This is a genomic window from Streptomyces sp. NPDC059851, assembly GCF_042732005.1.
Classification (GTDB): Bacteria; Actinomycetota; Actinomycetes; order Streptomycetales; family Streptomycetaceae; genus Streptomyces.
In genome coordinates this window covers 1-15,772 of sequence record NZ_JBHWJJ010000044.1, presented here as the reverse complement: position 1 = coordinate 15,772, position 15,772 = coordinate 1, and the positions used below count along the sequence as shown (strand labels likewise).

Genomic DNA, 15,772 nt, shown 5'->3' with positions numbered 1-15,772 from the left:
GATCCCGCATCGTGGACATATCCGGCTCACATCCTGGTCAGTAGGCCTCGACGACCTCGACCTCTTCCTCGGTGATGACGCCGTCGACGATGCGGTAGGAGCGGAACTGGAACTCCCCGAGGCCGTCGGTGTCCGCGGTGGACACGAGGACGTAGTGGGCGCCGGGCTCGTTGGCGTAGGTGACGTCGGTGCGCGAGGGGTAGGCCTCGGTGGCGGTGTGGGAGTGATAGACGATCACGGGTTCCTCGTCGCGGTCGTCCATCTCGCGGTACAGCTTCAGCAGGTCCTTGGAGTCGAACTCGTAGAACGTGGGCGAGCGGGCCGCGTTCAGCATGGGGATGAACCGCTCGGGGCGACCGGTGCCCGCCGGGCCGGCCACGACGCCGCACGCCTCGTCGGGGTGGTCCTTGCGCGCGTGCGCGACGATCTGGTCGTACAGGGCCTGGGTGAGGGTCAGCATGAGCGACAGGATAAGCATGCGGGCCCCCGCGTACCGAGGTGTGGTACGCGGGGGCCCGCATGCTGGACAGGTGGCCCGTGGGCCGCGGTCGGGCGGCGATCGGCGCGCCGGTCAGGGCGCTGGTCGCCGCCGGTCGGGCGCCGGTCAGGAGGTCTTGCTGCCGACCTTGTTGAACGCGGCTCCGGCCGGGTTGCGGCGCTTGAGCACGAGGTAGGAGACGCCGAGGATCGCGGCCCAGACCGGGGCGCAGTACAGCGAGACCCGCGCGTCGGCGTCCACGCCCATCATCACGATGACCGTGCCGATGAAGGCGAGGGAGAGGGCGCTCGTCCAGGGCGCGCCCGGCGTCCGGAAGGGGGAGGCGGGCAGTTCGCCGCGCTGCACCTTGGCCCGGTAGCGGATCTGGCAGACGAGGATGACGATCCAGGCCCACATGCCGGAGATGGTGGCGAAGGAGACGACGTAGTCGAAGGCCTTGCCGGGGGCGACGTAGTTGATCCAGACGCCGAGGAGCATCAGGCCGGCGGAGAAGGTGGTGCCGACCAGCGGCGTGCCGTTCTTCGTGAGCTTGGTGAAGAACCGGGGGCCCTGACCGTTGAGCGCGAGGTCGCGCAGCATGCGGCCGGTGGAGTACATGCCGGAGTTGCAGGAGGACAGGGCGGCGGTCAGGACGACGAAGTTGACGATCGCGGCGCCGATGCCGAGGCCCATCTTCTCGAAGGCCAGCACGAAGGGGCTCTCGCCGGCCTTGAAGTTGGACCACGGGATGACCGACATGATCATGATGAGGGCGCCGACGTAGAAGACGGCGATGCGCCACGGCACGGTGTTGATGGCCTTGGGCAGGGTCTTCTCGGGGTCCTTGGACTCGCCCGCGGTGACGCCGACCAGTTCGACGGCCAGGAAGGCGAAGACGACGATCTGGAGCGTCATCAGCGTCTCGCCGATGCCGTTCGGGAAGAAGCCGCGGTCGTTCCACAGGTTGGAGAAGGATGCGCCGGCGGCGGCGTCGGAGAAGCCGATGGTGAGGATGCCGGCGCAGATCAGGATCATGCCGACGATGGCGGTGACCTTGACCATGGAGAACCAGAACTCCAGCTCGCCGAAGAGCTTCACGGAGATCAGGTTGGCGCCGTAGAGGATGACGGTGAAGATCAGTGCGTAGGCCCACTGCGGGAAGCTGTCGTGGGTCCAGTACGACATGTACTTGGCGGCGGCGGTGACCTCGGTGATGCCGGTGACCACCCAGAAGAGCCAGTACGTCCACCCGGTCGCGTATCCCCAGAACGGACCGAGGAACTCGCGGGCGTAGTCCGAGAAGGAGCCCGAGACCGGTCGGTACATCAGCAGTTCGCCCAGGGCGCGCATGATGAAGAAGATGGCCAGGCCTGCGATGGCGTAGGCCAGGATCAGGCTCGGTCCGGCCTTCGATATCGCCTTGCCGGCGCCCAGGAAGAGGCCGGTTCCGATGGCTCCGCCGATCGCGATCATCTGGATCTGGCGGGCGCCGAGCGTGCGGTGGTACCCCTCCCCGGCGTCGGCCCCGGTTCCCTCGCCGGGTGCCTCGTGGTGTTGCTCGACCTGCACTGAGGTCATGTTCTGGTGCGCCTTTCTCCACGCCGACCCGCGCCTTGACGGCTGCGGATCGGGTCCTCGATCCCCCCGGATACGGATGGAGTTGCACGCCGGCGGTCAGCCGGTTCAAGCAGGCCGGCGGGGACATGGGTGGCGCCCCTTCGGCAGTCGTGAAGATCTATCACGGTTCGAGGACGGTCGAAGGGAGCAAAAGTGGCACTGTGCCCGATAAAAACAGGACAAGAGATAAGAAAACGATCAGATCACCGCATGGCGGTGATCTGATCGTTATCCTGATTTGAGCGTCTGCTGAGGGTTCGGCGCGGGTTCGCCGCCGGTGCGCCGCGGGTGTGCTGCGCGTTCACCGAGGGGGCGTCAGAGCGTCTCGATGAGGGTCTCCTGCAGTCCGCCGAGCCAGAGGTACGCCATCACCATCGGCTTGCGCGGATCGTCGTCGGGCAGCCGGTAGAGGGCGGTGCTCTCGTCGTCCTCGGTGATGTCCAGCCGGGCCGCGATCGTCAGCCGCAGGTCGTTGAGGGCGCCGAGCCACTGCAGCGGCAGCTCGCCGGTGAGCTCCAGCACCGCCGCCCCGTCGCCGCCCGGGGTGAGGTCGTTCAGGCTGTGCACGACGGCGAGCGCGTCCCGGCGCTTGCGGGCGCGCAGGTCGTTCTCGGTGAAGCGGCGGAACTCCGCCGACCGGGCCGCCAGCTCGTCCGGGTCGGCACCCTCCTGCGCGGGGCCGGGGCCGCCGCCGTAGGCGTCGGGGAAGAGCCGGGCGAGGGCGGGGTCGGAGGGGCGCTCGGTGGGGCCCTCGGCGAAGAGGGCGGCGAGCGGGTCGGCATCGGCATCGGACTCGGGTCCGGGACCGATGAGCTCCAGCAGCTGTACGGCCAGCGAGCGCAGGATGGAGATCTCGATCTCGTCGAGTGCGATGGCGGCCCCGCCGCCCTTGCGGGCTTCGAACATTCCGGCGGTCCGCCCCATCACATCCGGTCCTGGGAGAGGGTCGCCCACAGGCCGTAGCCGTGCATGGCCTGCACGTCGCGCTCCATTTCTTCGCGGGTGCCGCTGGACACGACAGCCCGTCCCTTGTGGTGGACGTCGAGCATCAGTTTGTGCGCCTTGTCCTTGGAGTAGCCGAAGTACGCCTGGAACACGTACGTCACGTAGCTCATGAGGTTGACCGGGTCGTTGTGCACCAGAGTCACCCAGGGGACGTCGGGTTCGGGGACCGCGGATGCCTCTTCGGCCGATTCGGTGCGTTCGATCTCAATGGGAGCAACACTCACCCGTCCCATGCTGCCACTGTGACGGGCCCGTCGCACAAACAGGACCCACATTTCGTCACTCTGACGAAATGTGCGCTAGCATCCCTGGCATGAACCCTGCGGACCTGGGCCTGCCGGTGGACGTGCCGTCGACAGCGCTCTTCACGGATCATTACGAGCTCACGATGCTGCAGGCCGCCCTGGCGAACGGCACCGCCGATCGCCGCTCGGTCTTCGAGGTGTTCACCCGCCGGCTGCCCGAGGGGCGGCGCTACGGCGTGGTGGGCGGCACCGGCCGCGTCCTGGACGCGGTGGAGAACTTCCGCTTCGACACCGCCGTGCTGGAGTTCCTGCGCGAGCGGGCCGTCGTCGACATGCGGACCCTGGACTGGCTCTCCTCGTACCGCTTCTCGGGTGACGTCTGGGGCTACCCGGAGGGCGAGGTGTACTTCCCCGGCTCGCCGATCCTGCGCGTCGAGGGCAGCTTCGCGGAGTGCGTGCTGCTGGAAACCGTCATCCTGTCGATCCTCAACCACGACTCGGCGATCGCGGCCGCGGCCTCCCGGATGGCCTCGGCCGCCGGCGACCGGCCGCTGATCGAGATGGGCGCGCGCCGCACCCACGAACTGGCCGCGGTGGCCGCTTCGCGGGCCGCGTACGTCGGTGGCTTCGCCTCCACCTCGGACCTGGCGGCCGGATTCCGCTACGGCATCCCCACCGTCGGCACCAGCGCGCACGCCTTCACCCTGCTGCACGACGCCGAGCGGGACGCGTTCACCGCCCAGGTGGCTTCGCTGGGCCGCGGCACCACCCTGCTGGTGGACACGTACGACGTGGCGGAGGCGGTCCGGGCCGCCGTCGACATCGCCGGCCCGGAGCTGGGGGCCGTCCGGATCGACTCCGGCGACCTCCTGCTGGTCGCGCACCGGGTGCGCCAGCAGCTGGACGAGCTGGGCGCGACGGGGACGCGGATCGTGGTCACCTCCGACCTCGACGAGTACGCGATCGCCTCGCTGGCGGCCGCCCCGGTGGACGCGTACGGCGTGGGGACGCAGCTGGTCACCGGCAGCGGGCACCCGACCTGCTCCATGGTCTACAAGCTGGTCGCGCGGGCCGAGTCCGCCGACCCCAAGGCACCGCTGGTGCCGGTGGCGAAGAAGGCCACGGGCGGCAAGACCTCCATCGGCGGCCGCAAGTGGGCCGCCCGCCGACGGGACGCGGACGGCGTCGCGGAGGCCGAGGTGGTCGGGACCGGGCCGGTCCCGGCGGCCCTGGCCAACCGGCAGTTGCTGGTCCAGCTGGTCAAGGGCGGCGAGGTGGTCGCCCGCGAGCCGCTGCAGGCCGCCCGTGACCGCCACCGCGAGGCCCGCGCCGGGCTGCCGATCTCCGCGACGCAGCTGTCGCGGGGCGACGCCGTGATCCCGACCGAGTACGTCTAGGAGGCCACGGGCCCCGGCCCCGCCACCACGCGGGGCCGGCCCCCGGCCGCCAACACCCGCACCCCGTGCGGGCGGGGCGGCCACGGGGCGCGGCCCCGTTTCGGGAAGGGGCGGGGTGGGGGAAGAGCCCCACGCAGGGCCCGCCGCCGCACACCACACCGAGCCGAAGGGCACGCGACATGCACCGCGCACTGATCGTCGTCGACGTACAGAACGACTTCTGCGAAGGCGGCAGCCTCGCGGTCACCGGCGGGGCCGACGTCGCCGCCGCCATCACCGAGCTCATCGGGCAGTCCACCGCCGGCTACCGCCACGTCGTCGCCACCCGCGACCACCACATCGACCCGGGCCCCCACTTCGCGCGGCAGCCGGCCGACCCGGACTACGAGACCTCCTGGCCCGCCCACTGCGTGGCCGGCACCGAGGGCGTCGGGTTCCACCCGAACTTCGCGCCCGCCGTCGCGTCCGGGGCCGTCGCCGCCGTCTTCGACAAGGGGGCCTACGCGGCCGCGTACAGCGGGTTCGAGGGCGCCGACGAGAACGGCACCCCGCTGGCCGACTGGCTGCGCGAGCGGCACGTCACCGAGGTCGACGTCGTGGGCATCGCCACCGACCACTGCGTGCGGGCCACGGCCCTGGACGCCGCCCGGGAGGGCCTGCACACCCGCGTCCTGCTCGACCTCACCGCGGGCGTGGCCCCGCACACCACGGAGCGGGCCCTGGACGAGCTGCGGGCCGCCGGGGTCGACCTGGTGGGCACCCCGGTCGTCCGGGCCGGCTGAGGCCGCCCGGGGGCGGGCCCCCGAGGGCCGCCCGTGGCGCGGACGTCGCGGCCGACCGTTCCGCCCCTCCGGCGGGCGCTGCGGCGGGGCGCTGCGGCCGGGCGCTGCGATGGCGGCTCAGGCTCCGCGCAGCAGGGTCCGTATCGGGTGCCAGAGCTCGCCCGCGTGGTCGGGGACGGCCCGCCACAGGAGGCCGTCGGGGTGGTGCAGGACGGCCGTGACCTCGTCCGGGGTCGGCGGCTCCGTGTTGCCGCGCAGGTACACCGCGCGCAGGCCGAGGTTCCGCAGCCTGGTCAGGGCGCGGGCCCGGTTCGCCGCGTGGACCAGGACCCGGACGGGTCCCGTGTCGCTGCTCCCCGCCGGCCTGGGCAGGGTCAGTGCGACGACGACGCTCCCGTTCGGGAGCCTGGTGAAACCTCCTGCAGGCATGCTGTACGTCTCCCCCGTCAGCTTGATGTCAATAACGCTGGTCAACACAGGTCGCTTCCGCATCTAAACGCGATCGGCCGCCGCCCGCTAGAGGGCGACGGCCGATCATGCTGTGACCAGCGATTTTACCGAATCACTTGGTGGACGGGCCGACCTCGACCGTCATCTGGAGACCGTCGTAGGCCTCCTTCACGATCTTGATCTTGGTGTTGGTGTCAGTGACCTTCACCGAGCCGGTCGGGTTCTCGTCGTAGTAGTACTTGCCCTTGTGGTCGTCGAAGACCAGGTTTGCGGGCTTCGGCTTCAGGAACAGCGACTCGCCCTTGTTGTGCAGCGTGAACGCGTCCGTCGAGTACGCGCTGAAGGTGGCGTCGTACGGCTGGATCTTGTTGCGCAGCAGGGTGCCGTCCGACCACTTCATCGGCTTGGCGTTGGCGTCGATCGGCAGGATCAGGCCCTGGCCCGGGTGCTGGCTGGTGTTGTTGTCCTTCTGGGACTTGTCCCACAGCCAGATCAGCAGGCCGTCCTGGTACGGGTAGTGCTCGACCCAGTTCGGGCGGGAGTTGGCCCAGCCGAAGTTGTACGGGCCCACCTTGAGGGTGGAGTCGTACGACACGTAGCGGCGGTTCTCCGCGATGTAGTACTGCTCGTACTCCTTGGTGAAGCCGGCGCCGATGCGCGAGAAGCCCTTGCCGGTCCAGCCGTTGTCGCCGTTCTCGGCGCCGTCGGTGAACAGCGCGGAGCCGTCGGCGGTCACGGTGACGGCGTCGGCCGTGAAGCCCTTGCCGCCCGCGCCGCCGTCCGTCTGGTAGCGGAAGCGCAGGTCGAACTTCTTGCCGGCGTAGGCGTCCAGCGGGAAGTTCAGGTCCTGCCAGCCGCCGGAGACGTCGGTCAGGGCCGGGGCGCCCGCGGCGTCGACCGGGAGGGCCTTGCCGCCCGCGGTACCCGCGAGGGCGGTCCAGGTGGCGCCGCCGTCGGTGGACACCTCGGTGTAGAGGTAGTCGTAGTCCTTCTCGATGTCCCACCAGCCCTTGAGGGACAGGGCGGCGGACGTCTTGCCGGTCAGGTCGACCGAGCGGGTGAGGGTGTTCTTGAGGTCGTCACCCATGCCGCTCCACCACTGCGAGGAACCCTCGGCGGGGGCGACGATGTCGGTCTTGACCTTCTTCTTCGGCAGCTCGACGACCAGCGCCTGCTTGTCCTTGGTGTTGTACTCCGCCACACCGAGCTTGTGGGTGGACTTCGTCGCGGCCTTGGCCGTGTCGTAGTTCAGCCAGCCCAGCTGGAGCTTGTCCCAGGCGGTCATGTCGCCCGGGAGGTCGCCTATGGAGTCCTTGCCCTCGCCGAGCCAGGAGCCGGCGGACATCAGGGACCAGAAGCCGACGCCGTTCTCGCCGCCGCCGGAGGTGTCGTACAGGTCCGGCAGGCCGAGGTCGTGGCCGTACTCGTGCGCGAAGACGCCGAGGCCGCCGTTCTCCGGCTGCATCGTGTAGTCGCCGACCCAGATGCCCGAGTTGCCGATCTGGGTACCGCCGGCCTTGTTGTTCTCCGGGCCGGTCTTGCCCGCGTTGGTGCCGTAGGCGTACCAGCGGTGCGCCCACAGCGCGTCCTTGCCCTGGACACCGCCGCCGGCCGACTCGTCCTCGCCCGCGTGGACGATCTGGAAGTGGTCGATGTAGCCGTCGGACTCGTTGAAGTTGCCGTCGCCGTCGAAGTCGTAGCGGTCCCACTGGTCGTACTGGGACAGCTGCGCCTTGATCTGCTCGTCGGTCTTGCCGGCCTTCTTCTGCGCCTCGACCCACGCGGTGACGCCGTCCTTGACGGTGTCCCACACGTTGGAGCAGTTGCTCTGGCCGCAGTAGTTCGAGCCGTAACGGGCCTCGTTGTACGGGATCTTGACCCAGTCGGAGACCTCGCCCTCGACCGAGTACCGGCCCGAGGAGGTCTTCTCGTAGTAGGTCTTCAGGGAGTGCTTGCCCTGGCCCGTACCGAAGTACAGCTCCTGGAAGTACTCGCGGCTGAAGTCCTTGCGCCAGGCGGTGCTGTTGTTGTTGGCGCGGTCCGGCTGCGCGATCGTGTTGTGCAGCGGGCCGGGGGTGCCGCCGTACTTCACGACCGGGGGCTTCGGGCCCTCCGGGCCGTCCGGGTCGAACATGGTCTGGTTGTCGACCTGGTCGCCGAACTCGACGAGGATCGTGAAGATCTTGTCGGTCTTCTCGCGGCCGAGCTCGACGTACTTCTTGTCGTCCAGCTTGACGACCTTGGAGGCGCCCCGCTGCTCCACGCCCTTCTTGCCCGCCAGCACCTGGTCAAGGGCAGCCTCGCGCGCCTGCGCCTGCTGCTTGCTGAACGGTCCCTCAAGGTCGTGCTTGACCTTCTCCTTCGCCGGAGCGGTCGGGTCCGGGCGGTCCGCGGCGGGCGCGGCCGAGGGCGCCTCGTGAGCCTGGGCGGCGGTGAAGAAGGCGCCGGAGGCCGCGGTGGCGGCCAGGGTCACGCCGATGGCCGCCGTGCGCAGCGCACGCCGGCGGTAGGAATTGCTGGTCACTTGATGTCGTTCCCCTCCCGCGGCCGCGACACAGGTCGGAACGTCTCCGTAGGAGTGGGGGGTTCCGCGCGGCGCGCGTCTCAAGTGACGACATTTGACCGGAGAGTCTAAAGAAAAGACAGACCTTGACTTCTTCCTTACAACTGCACTATGCGGTCGGGGAGTTCCGCTATCCGGACGTTACGCAGCCATACGGGACGAAGGACGCGCCGTGCCCACGATGTGGGACGGGGTGTGACCCAGTGCGCCCCCCGTGCACCGGGCACCGTGGGTCAGGTCACGCTTACGGCCCGTTCCGTCCGGGCATGTCCGATCGTAGAGTCGCTTGACGCGCGACCCAGTTGAGCAGACTCCCCCCACCCCGCCCCGAGGACGGAAACCGCCATGCCGCGCCCGACCGCCGCCCAGTTCCTCTACGGGTCCGCTGCCGTCGTCGCCTCGACGATCGCCATGCTGCTGCTCTCGCAGACCCGCTCCGGAGCGGGTGTCGCGGTCATCGCCACGGCCGCCCTCGTCCTCGGCCTGCTCGTCGCGCTCGCCGCCGCCGCCCCGCGCCGCCGCGGCCGGCACGCTGCCCGTCCCGGGTCCGCAGGTGGCGGCCGGCCGGAGGCCGTGACTGTTACCGAAGTCACGCCGCTGGTGGCGCCCGAGGGCGCCGGAGAAGACACGGCGGCGGCCGCCCGGGTGCCGGAACCCCGGGCGGTCGCTGCCGAACAACCCGTCCACCACTGAGGGTCGGCCGGGAGAGCACCGCGTCCGCGGCCCCGGCACCACCGGCGGCTCCGCCGGGGCAGACCGCCCGCCAGCGCCGGAGAAGAGGGGTCAGGACGTCCTGACCACCACCGTTCTGGCGGCCTTGTCGTGCAGACCCTGCTTGTAGGGCTTGTCGACCACGACGGAGATGACCAGCGCGATCGACCAGAAGATCAGGCTGAGCCAGCAGCAGATCAGCCCGGGCACCCAGATCATGACCGCGCGGACCAGGGCGGGGCTGCCCTTCGGGACGCTTCCGTCATTGAGCATCGCGACGCGCAGGCCCAACATCTTCTTGCCCAACGTCTGACCGCTCTTCTGATGGAACCACCAGTCGTACAGGACGAAAGCGGCGATGGCGATCAGGATGGTGACCAGAGCGTTGCGGGAGGCTGCGTCGCCCTCCGCCCTGAACCATTCGATGTCGACGACCAGTATGACGATGAGGACGAGGGGCACCGCGACGACGATCACGTCGATGAGCCGGGCCGCGAGCCGCCTGCCGAAGTCGGCGAGCGGCGGCATGCCCGCGAGCGGGTCGGGCATGCCGTAACCGCCGCCGGCGCCCGAGCCGAAGGGGTCGCCGCCGTACGGGGGTGGCGGGGGCGGATGGCCGGCGCCGCCCGGCCCGCCGCCGTACGGGCCGCCGGGGGGCGGCGGACCTCCCGGGGGCGGTGTTCCACCGGGCGGTGTTCCACCGGGGGGCGTTCCGTTCGACGGGCGCGGCGGGCCCTGGGGCTTCTTGCGGAACGGATCGTCCTCCGGCGGCTGCTCCGGCGGCGGCTGGTCGGTGCTCATGCCCCGAGTCGAACCCGGCCCCGCCGCCCCCGCAACGCCGCGGAGTCCGTTCGGGGGAGCCCCTCCTGCTGGCCCGTCCGAGGGGGGGGTCAGCGGGCCACGTACGTCCCGGCGGCCCGGTCGTGCGGCCCCCGGCGGCGGGGCCGGTCCGTGAGGCACCACAGCGCACCCACGGGGCCGAGGAACGCGCCGACCAGCCAGCGGGAGAGGGCCGCGCCGAAGCCGGGCGGGCGGTACGTCGCGGCGGACAGGACGCGGACGCCGAGGAGCCTCTTGCCCGGGGTCCGGCCCCAGCGGGCGGTCGGCAGCACCTCGTAGAGCAGTCCGAAGACCACGAGGACGCCCAGGACCACGCCCGCGTATCCGGTGATGGTCGCGTCGAGCAGCCAGACGGTGGTGACCCTGCCGGTGCCCCGGGCCGCGTCCACCTTGGACTGGAGGTGGGCGGTGGCCGCCGGTACGAGGGGCCGGGCGGTGGCCGCGGCGACGGCGCCGAACACCACGGTGTCCAGGGCGCGGGCCGCGAACCGGCGCGCCGGCCCGGCCGGGCGCACGGCCCGCTCCGCCATCTCCTCGAAGACGGCCCGGTCGGTGGCCCGCTCCGGGGGCTGGGGGGCGAGGGGAACGGCAGGGGCTGCGGGGGCCGCCGGGGCTGCGGTGGCGGGCGCGGTGACGGGGGTCTGCCGGGGCCCCGGAGCGCCGTGCGGAGCGGGGGCCTCGGGTACGGGGCGGGACGCCTGCGCCGGAACGGACGAGGGGGTCTCCCCGGCGGGGAAGCCCCGTACGCCCGGCGGCACGGAGGAGGTGGCCGGCGCGGTGGGCCCGGGCGGTGCGGGGGCCTCGGGAGCTTCGGAGAACACGGCGGCTCCACGGCCCGCGGCGGTGGGCGGGGACGGCCGGGCCCCCGGGCGCGGCTCCGCGCGGGGGGCGGACGGGGCCGCCGGCGCCGCCGGGGAGCGCCGCTCCGTCGCTTCGGGCCACGAGGAGGTCATCCCGGAGTCGGCGCCGCTCCCGGGGACGGTGGGCCAGGGCGGGGCCGGGGCCACCGACGCGGCGGCGCCACCGGTGGCGGTGCCGGTGACCGGGGAGCGGGCGGACAGGATGCCCACGCCCTGTGCCGGGTACCGTTCGGCGGCCGCCGCGGATGCGGCCGGGGTACGGGCGAAGGAGACGCCCGGCCCGCGCTCCTGCACAGCGCCCGGCACCCGGTCCGGGCCGCTGCCGGGGCCTCTGTCGACACCGCTGTCCGCGCCCCGCACCCCGGCTGCGGCTGCGGCTGCGCGTCCCGGCGGCTCCGGGTGCGGGTGCGGGCCGCGGCCCGGGGCGGTACCCGCGGGCCGTGCGGGCGCGTGCCCCGGGTCGGGTTCCGGCTCGGGTTCCGGCTCGGGCCGCCCGGCGGGGTCGTGGCCGCCGCCCCAGGACACCCGGTGGTCGTGCGGGCCGCCGAAGCCCGACTGGCGCAGCGGATCGGCCTGCCAGGCGGCACGCGCCGACGGCAACGAGGGCGACGGCAACGGCTCCGGCCCGGGCTCGGGCTCGGACTCGGGTTCCGGCTCGGGTTCGGGCAGCGCCTCGGTCACGGAGGTCTCGTCCAGCGGGGCCGGGCCGGGCCGGTCGGCCGGGGTGGCGGGCCGGCTCGTGCCCGGCACCCAGGACAGGCCGTTCCAGTACCGGACGTAGCCGGGGATGGACGGATCGGGGTAGTAGCCCTCGCGGGCCGCGTGCTCGCCGTCACCAGGGGAGGCCGTCATGTCCCCAACTCCGATCGTGGGCTTGAGGCTTGTGCAAGGGGAGGACCATAGCCAAGAACCGCCCCCCGAGAGGTCCGGTAACGGGAGAATCCAAGCCTTCGGGCGAACATCCCTCCGGAGGGTTGTTTTCGGCCACCGAAATATTCACGCCATAGTGCGATCCGGTGCGCGAAGTCGCGTCATACCCGGGCGCACCGGTGCTCTCTGCGGGTGTGGGGCGACGACCCGGCCCCGCACACCGAACCGAAGCGAGGCCGCCATGCACCACCACCCCGTCGTCGAACGCGAGCTGGAGATCAGGCTCGTCCTGTCCCCCGACCGCAGCGTCCCGGTCCCCGCCCGGCTGGTCTACCGCGCGGACGACCCGTACGCCGTCCACGTCACCTTCCACACCGGTTCCAGCGCCCCGGTCAACTGGACCTTCGCCCGCGAGCTGCTGGTCGAAGGGGTGTTCCGCCCCTGCGGGCACGGGGACGTCCGGATCTGGCCGGCCAAGCTGGAGGACCGGTCGGTGCTGTGCCTGGCGCTCACCTCCCCCGACGGCGACGCCCTGCTGCAGGCGCCGGCCGCCTTGGTGTCGGCGTGGCTGGAGCGCACGCTGCGGGTGGTCCCGCCCGGCTCCGAGGCCGATCTGCTGGGCTTGGACGCCGCGCTGGCCGAGCTGCTCGCCCCGACCCCGGCCGACGACCTGTGGATGCGCGATGCGTGGCCGTCGGACGAGATCACGGACGGCGACCTGTGACGCGGGACGGCCGCAGCCGCGGGCCGCACCGCCGCGGGCCGGGGCGGGGGAAGCGGTCAGAAGAGCTTGCCGGGGTTGAGCAGGCCCAGCGGGTCGAAGGCGTGCTTGACCGCCCGCTGCACCTCCAGCCCCACCGGTCCCAGTTCGCGGGCGAGCCATTCCTTCTTCAGGACGCCGACCCCGTGCTCCCCGGTGATGGTCCCGCCCAGGCTCAGCCCGAGGGCCATGATCTCGTCGAAGGAGGCGCGCGCCCGCCGCGTCTCTTCCTCGTCCGCGGGGTCGAAGCAGACCACGGGGTGGGTGTTGCCGTCGCCGGCGTGGGCGCAGACCCCGACGACGAGGCCGTGGGCCCGGGCGATGCGGGCGGTCCCGTCGATCATCTCGGCGAGGCGCGAGCGCGGTACGCAGACGTCGTCGATCATCGTGGCCGGGCGCAGGGTGTCCAGGGCGGTCAGCGCCATCCGGCGGGCCTTGAGCAGCAGTTCCGACTCCGCCTCGTCGTCGGCGGGCACGACGGCCGTGGCGCCGGCGGCCGTGCACAGGGCGGCGACGGCCGCGAGGTCGTCGATCGCGTGCGGGGTGTCGAACGCGGCGAGCAGCAGGGCCTCGGTGGTCTCGGGCAGGCCCATCCGCCCCAGCGCGTTGACGGCCCGCACGGTGGTACGGTCCATCAGCTCCAGCAGCGAGGGCGTCAGCCCGGCCTCCATGACGGCGCACACGGCGGCGCAGGCGGCCCCGGCGGAGGGGAACTCCGCCGCCAGCGCGAGCTGCCGGGGCGGGGCCGGGCGCAGGGCGAGGACGGCCTGGACGACGACGCCGAGGCTGCCCTCGGAGCCGACGATGAGCCGGGTGAGGTCGTATCCGGCGACGCCCTTGGCGGTGCGCCGGCCGGTGCGCAGGAGCCGGCCGTCGGCGAGGACCACGTCGAGGCCGAGCACGTACTCGGCGGTGACCCCGTACTTGACGCAGCACAGGCCGCCGGAGCCGGTGCCGATGTTGCCGCCGATGGTGCACTGCTCCCAGCTGGAGGGGTCGGGCGGGTAGTACAGGCCCTGTTCGGCGACGGCCCGTGAGAGGACGGCGTTGACGACGCCCGGTTCGACGACGGCGGTCCGGTCGACGGTGTTGACCTCCAGGATGCGGTCCATCTTGACCAGGGAGAGCAAGATGCAGCCGTCGGTGGCGTTGGCCGCGCCGGACAGGCCGGTGCGGGCACCCTGCGGGACGACGGGGACCCGTAGGGCGGTGGCCGTGCGCAGGACGTGCTGCACCTGCTCCACGGTGCGGGGCAGGACCACGGCCGCCGGGGTGCCGGCCGGGCAAAAGTTCGCCATGTCGGTGGCGTAGGAGGCGGTTACCCGGGGGTCGGTGAGGAGGGCCTCGGCCGGCAGCCCTTCGAGGAGGCGCGTGCGCAGCCGTGCGGTGAGCTCGTCGTCCTTGAGTTCCATGGGCTCAGCGTGGCACCGGGGGCCATCGGTGTGAACACGCCCGCGGTGGGCTTCGGACACTGCGACGGCCCATTCATATTGACGCACAGTGAGCGCATGGACCGTATCGACAAGGAAGCGCAGGAGGCTGCGCCGGCCGTGACGTTCACCGGCCGCAAGACGCTCGTGGCGGCCGCGGTCGCGGTGGTCCTGATCGTGGGGGCGTTGGTGATCCGGCCGGCCCGCACGGGCGACGACGCCCGGCCCCCGAGGCCGATGGAGCGGGCCGCGTCGGCGGTCCGGATGGGGGCGCCGGCGGCGACGGTGGACCTGTCGGCGCTGATCGCGGACCGGGAGAAGTGGATCGGGGCGCATCCGCGGGACGAGGCGTCGTGGGCGGTGCTCGGGTCGGCGTACCTGGAGCAGGCGCGGCGCACCGCGGACCCCACCTGGTACCCGAAGGCGGAGAAGGCGCTGAAGAGGTCGCTGGAGCTCCGCCCGGCGGAGAAGGGCAACCTCGACGCGATGACGGGCATGGGCGCGCTGGCCAACGCCCGCGGGGACTACGGGACCGGTCGCAAGTGGGGCGAGCTCGTACGGGCGCAGGCGCCGCAGCAGTGGACGGCGTACCCGGTGCTCGTGGACGCGTACTCGGGGCTGGGGGACTACAAGGCGGCCGAGAAGGCGATGGAGCGGCTGAACGAGGTCCGGCCGGGGCTGACGGCGTACCTGAAGACCTCGCAGGTGTACCGGGACCGCGGCTGGCGCGAGGACGCGGCGGTGGCGCTGGAGCACGCGGCGGCCGCGGCGAAGTCCCCGGCGGAGAAGGCGTACGTGCTGTACCGGCGCGGGGAGCTGCTGTGGGAGCGGGGCGAGCCGGCGGAGGCGCTGCGCCAGTACGAGGGGGCGCTGCGGGCGGACCCGGCACGGGCGGAGGCCCTGGGCGGCCGGGCGCGGGCCCTTGCGGGACTGGGGCGGGGCGGCGAGGCGGTGCGGGACTACCGGCTGGCGCTGGGGCGGGCGCAGTCGCCGCGGTTGGCGCTGGAGCTGGCCGAGCTGCTGGAGTCGCTGGGGCGCGGGGACGAGGCGAAGGCGCCGTTCGACATGTTGCGGGCGGCGGCGGCCGCGAGCGGGCGCGGCGGGGTGAACGAATCGGTGGTCCTCGGCCTGTTCGAGGCGGACCACGGGGATCCGGCGGCGGCGGTGCGGCGGCTGACGGTGGAGTGGGCGCGGCACAAGAACGTGCAGGTGGCCGATGCGTTGGGGTGGGCGCTGCACCGGCTGGGCGATGACGCGGCGGCCCTGGAGTACGCGCGGAAGGCTGCGGACCGGGGGCTGCGGAGCGCGGACTTCGCCTACCACCGCGGGATGATCGAGGAGGGCCTGGGCGACCACGCATCGGCGCGGCGGCACCTTCAGGAGGCGGTGCGGACGAACCCCCGGTTCTCACCGGTGCGGGGGCCGCTGGCCGCGCAGGCGCTGGCGGCGATCGGGCAGCCGCCCCCGGGCGGGCCGGAGAACGTGCAGCCGACGGCGCCGTGGGTGGCGCCGGAGTTGCCGAAGCCCTCGCCGACCCCGTCGCCGTCGCCGTCGAAGCCGACGGCGAAGCGGGAGCCGGCCGAACCGAAGCCGGCGAAGCCCTCCAAGCCCGCGGAGCCCCGTGAGCCCGCGGAACCCGCGGAACCCGCGGAGGCCCGGCCGGCGAAGCCGGAACCCGCGCCGGAGCCCGAGCCCGCCCGGCCGCAGCCGAGCCCGGCGGCGGGCTGATCCGGCCCCTAACGCGGCACGGGCCCCCCGCCCGAG

Annotated in this window: 14 protein-coding genes; 5 read left to right on the top strand and 9 right to left on the bottom strand. The window is 72.5% G+C overall.

From position 1 onward, the window contains the following. Positions 1 to 37: 37 nt before the first annotated feature. From ACFV7Q_RS17630 to clpS, 4 genes are all read right to left on the bottom strand, one after another. On the bottom strand, positions 38 to 460 hold the full coding sequence (locus ACFV7Q_RS17630; RefSeq protein WP_385429288.1) for a Mov34/MPN/PAD-1 family protein: 423 nt from the start codon (positions 458 to 460) through the stop codon (positions 38 to 40). 144 nt (positions 461 to 604) lie between these two features. Further along, entirely contained in the window at positions 605 to 2,056 is a 1,452-nt protein-coding gene (locus ACFV7Q_RS17625) for an amino acid permease (RefSeq protein WP_385429286.1), read from the bottom strand. Positions 2,057 to 2,410: 354 nt separating this feature from the next. Then, positions 2,411 to 3,019: a DUF2017 domain-containing protein gene (locus ACFV7Q_RS17620; RefSeq protein WP_385429284.1), complete on the bottom strand. Its 609-nt coding sequence runs from the start codon at positions 3,017 to 3,019 to the stop codon at positions 2,411 to 2,413. Next, on the bottom strand, positions 3,019 to 3,333 hold the full coding sequence (gene clpS, locus ACFV7Q_RS17615) for an ATP-dependent Clp protease adapter ClpS (RefSeq protein ID WP_179175915.1): 315 nt from the start codon (positions 3,331 to 3,333) through the stop codon (positions 3,019 to 3,021). The genes ACFV7Q_RS17620 and clpS overlap by 1 nt, the downstream gene beginning before the upstream one ends. A gap of 80 nt (positions 3,334 to 3,413) precedes the next feature. Here clpS and ACFV7Q_RS17610 point away from each other — a divergent pair, with 80 nt between their 5' ends. Beyond that, a complete protein-coding gene (locus ACFV7Q_RS17610) occupies positions 3,414 to 4,742 on the top strand; it encodes a nicotinate phosphoribosyltransferase (protein WP_385429283.1) in 1,329 nt (442 codons plus the stop codon). 179 nt (positions 4,743 to 4,921) lie between these two features. Then, positions 4,922 to 5,524 carry a nicotinamidase gene (locus ACFV7Q_RS17605; RefSeq protein ID WP_385429282.1) on the top strand — a complete coding sequence of 201 codons (603 nt, stop codon included), beginning with the start codon at positions 4,922 to 4,924 and terminating at the stop codon, positions 5,522 to 5,524. 117 nt (positions 5,525 to 5,641) lie between these two features. Here ACFV7Q_RS17605 and ACFV7Q_RS17600 read toward each other — a convergent pair whose 3' ends face one another. Further along, a complete protein-coding gene (locus ACFV7Q_RS17600) occupies positions 5,642 to 5,953 on the bottom strand; it encodes a hypothetical protein (RefSeq protein WP_385429359.1) in 312 nt (103 codons plus the stop codon). 133 nt (positions 5,954 to 6,086) lie between these two features. Next, positions 6,087 to 8,498, bottom strand: a complete 2,412-nt coding sequence (locus tag ACFV7Q_RS17595) for an immune inhibitor A domain-containing protein (protein ID WP_385429280.1) — start codon at positions 8,496 to 8,498, stop codon at positions 6,087 to 6,089. Positions 8,499 to 8,882: 384 nt separating this feature from the next. On the opposite strand from ACFV7Q_RS17595, the gene ACFV7Q_RS17590 reads away from it, so the two are divergent. Further along, complete coding sequence (locus ACFV7Q_RS17590) at positions 8,883 to 9,230, top strand: hypothetical protein (RefSeq protein WP_385429278.1); 348 nt, start codon at positions 8,883 to 8,885, stop codon at positions 9,228 to 9,230. Positions 9,231 to 9,320: 90 nt separating this feature from the next. Here ACFV7Q_RS17590 and ACFV7Q_RS17585 read toward each other — a convergent pair whose 3' ends face one another. Together ACFV7Q_RS17585 and ACFV7Q_RS17580 are read right to left on the bottom strand one after the other, a co-directional pair. Then, complete coding sequence (locus ACFV7Q_RS17585; protein ID WP_385429277.1) at positions 9,321 to 10,049, bottom strand: RDD family protein; 729 nt, start codon at positions 10,047 to 10,049, stop codon at positions 9,321 to 9,323. A gap of 89 nt (positions 10,050 to 10,138) precedes the next feature. Continuing rightward, entirely contained in the window at positions 10,139 to 11,800 is a 1,662-nt protein-coding gene (locus ACFV7Q_RS17580; protein ID WP_385429275.1) for an RDD family protein, read from the bottom strand. A gap of 259 nt (positions 11,801 to 12,059) precedes the next feature. Here ACFV7Q_RS17580 and ACFV7Q_RS17575 point away from each other — a divergent pair, with 259 nt between their 5' ends. Further along, the gene (locus ACFV7Q_RS17575) at positions 12,060 to 12,542 is read left to right on the top strand and encodes an SsgA family sporulation/cell division regulator (RefSeq protein WP_385429273.1); all 483 of its coding nucleotides are present in this window, start codon (positions 12,060 to 12,062) and stop codon (positions 12,540 to 12,542) included. A gap of 56 nt (positions 12,543 to 12,598) precedes the next feature. Here ACFV7Q_RS17575 and ACFV7Q_RS17570 read toward each other — a convergent pair whose 3' ends face one another. Continuing rightward, the gene (locus tag ACFV7Q_RS17570; protein ID WP_385429271.1) at positions 12,599 to 13,990 is read right to left on the bottom strand and encodes an FAD-binding oxidoreductase; all 1,392 of its coding nucleotides are present in this window, start codon (positions 13,988 to 13,990) and stop codon (positions 12,599 to 12,601) included. Between the two features lie 96 nt (positions 13,991 to 14,086). Here ACFV7Q_RS17570 and ACFV7Q_RS17565 point away from each other — a divergent pair, with 96 nt between their 5' ends. Next, complete coding sequence (locus ACFV7Q_RS17565) at positions 14,087 to 15,736, top strand: tetratricopeptide repeat protein (RefSeq protein WP_385429270.1); 1,650 nt, start codon at positions 14,087 to 14,089, stop codon at positions 15,734 to 15,736. Positions 15,737 to 15,772 lie beyond the last annotated feature (36 nt).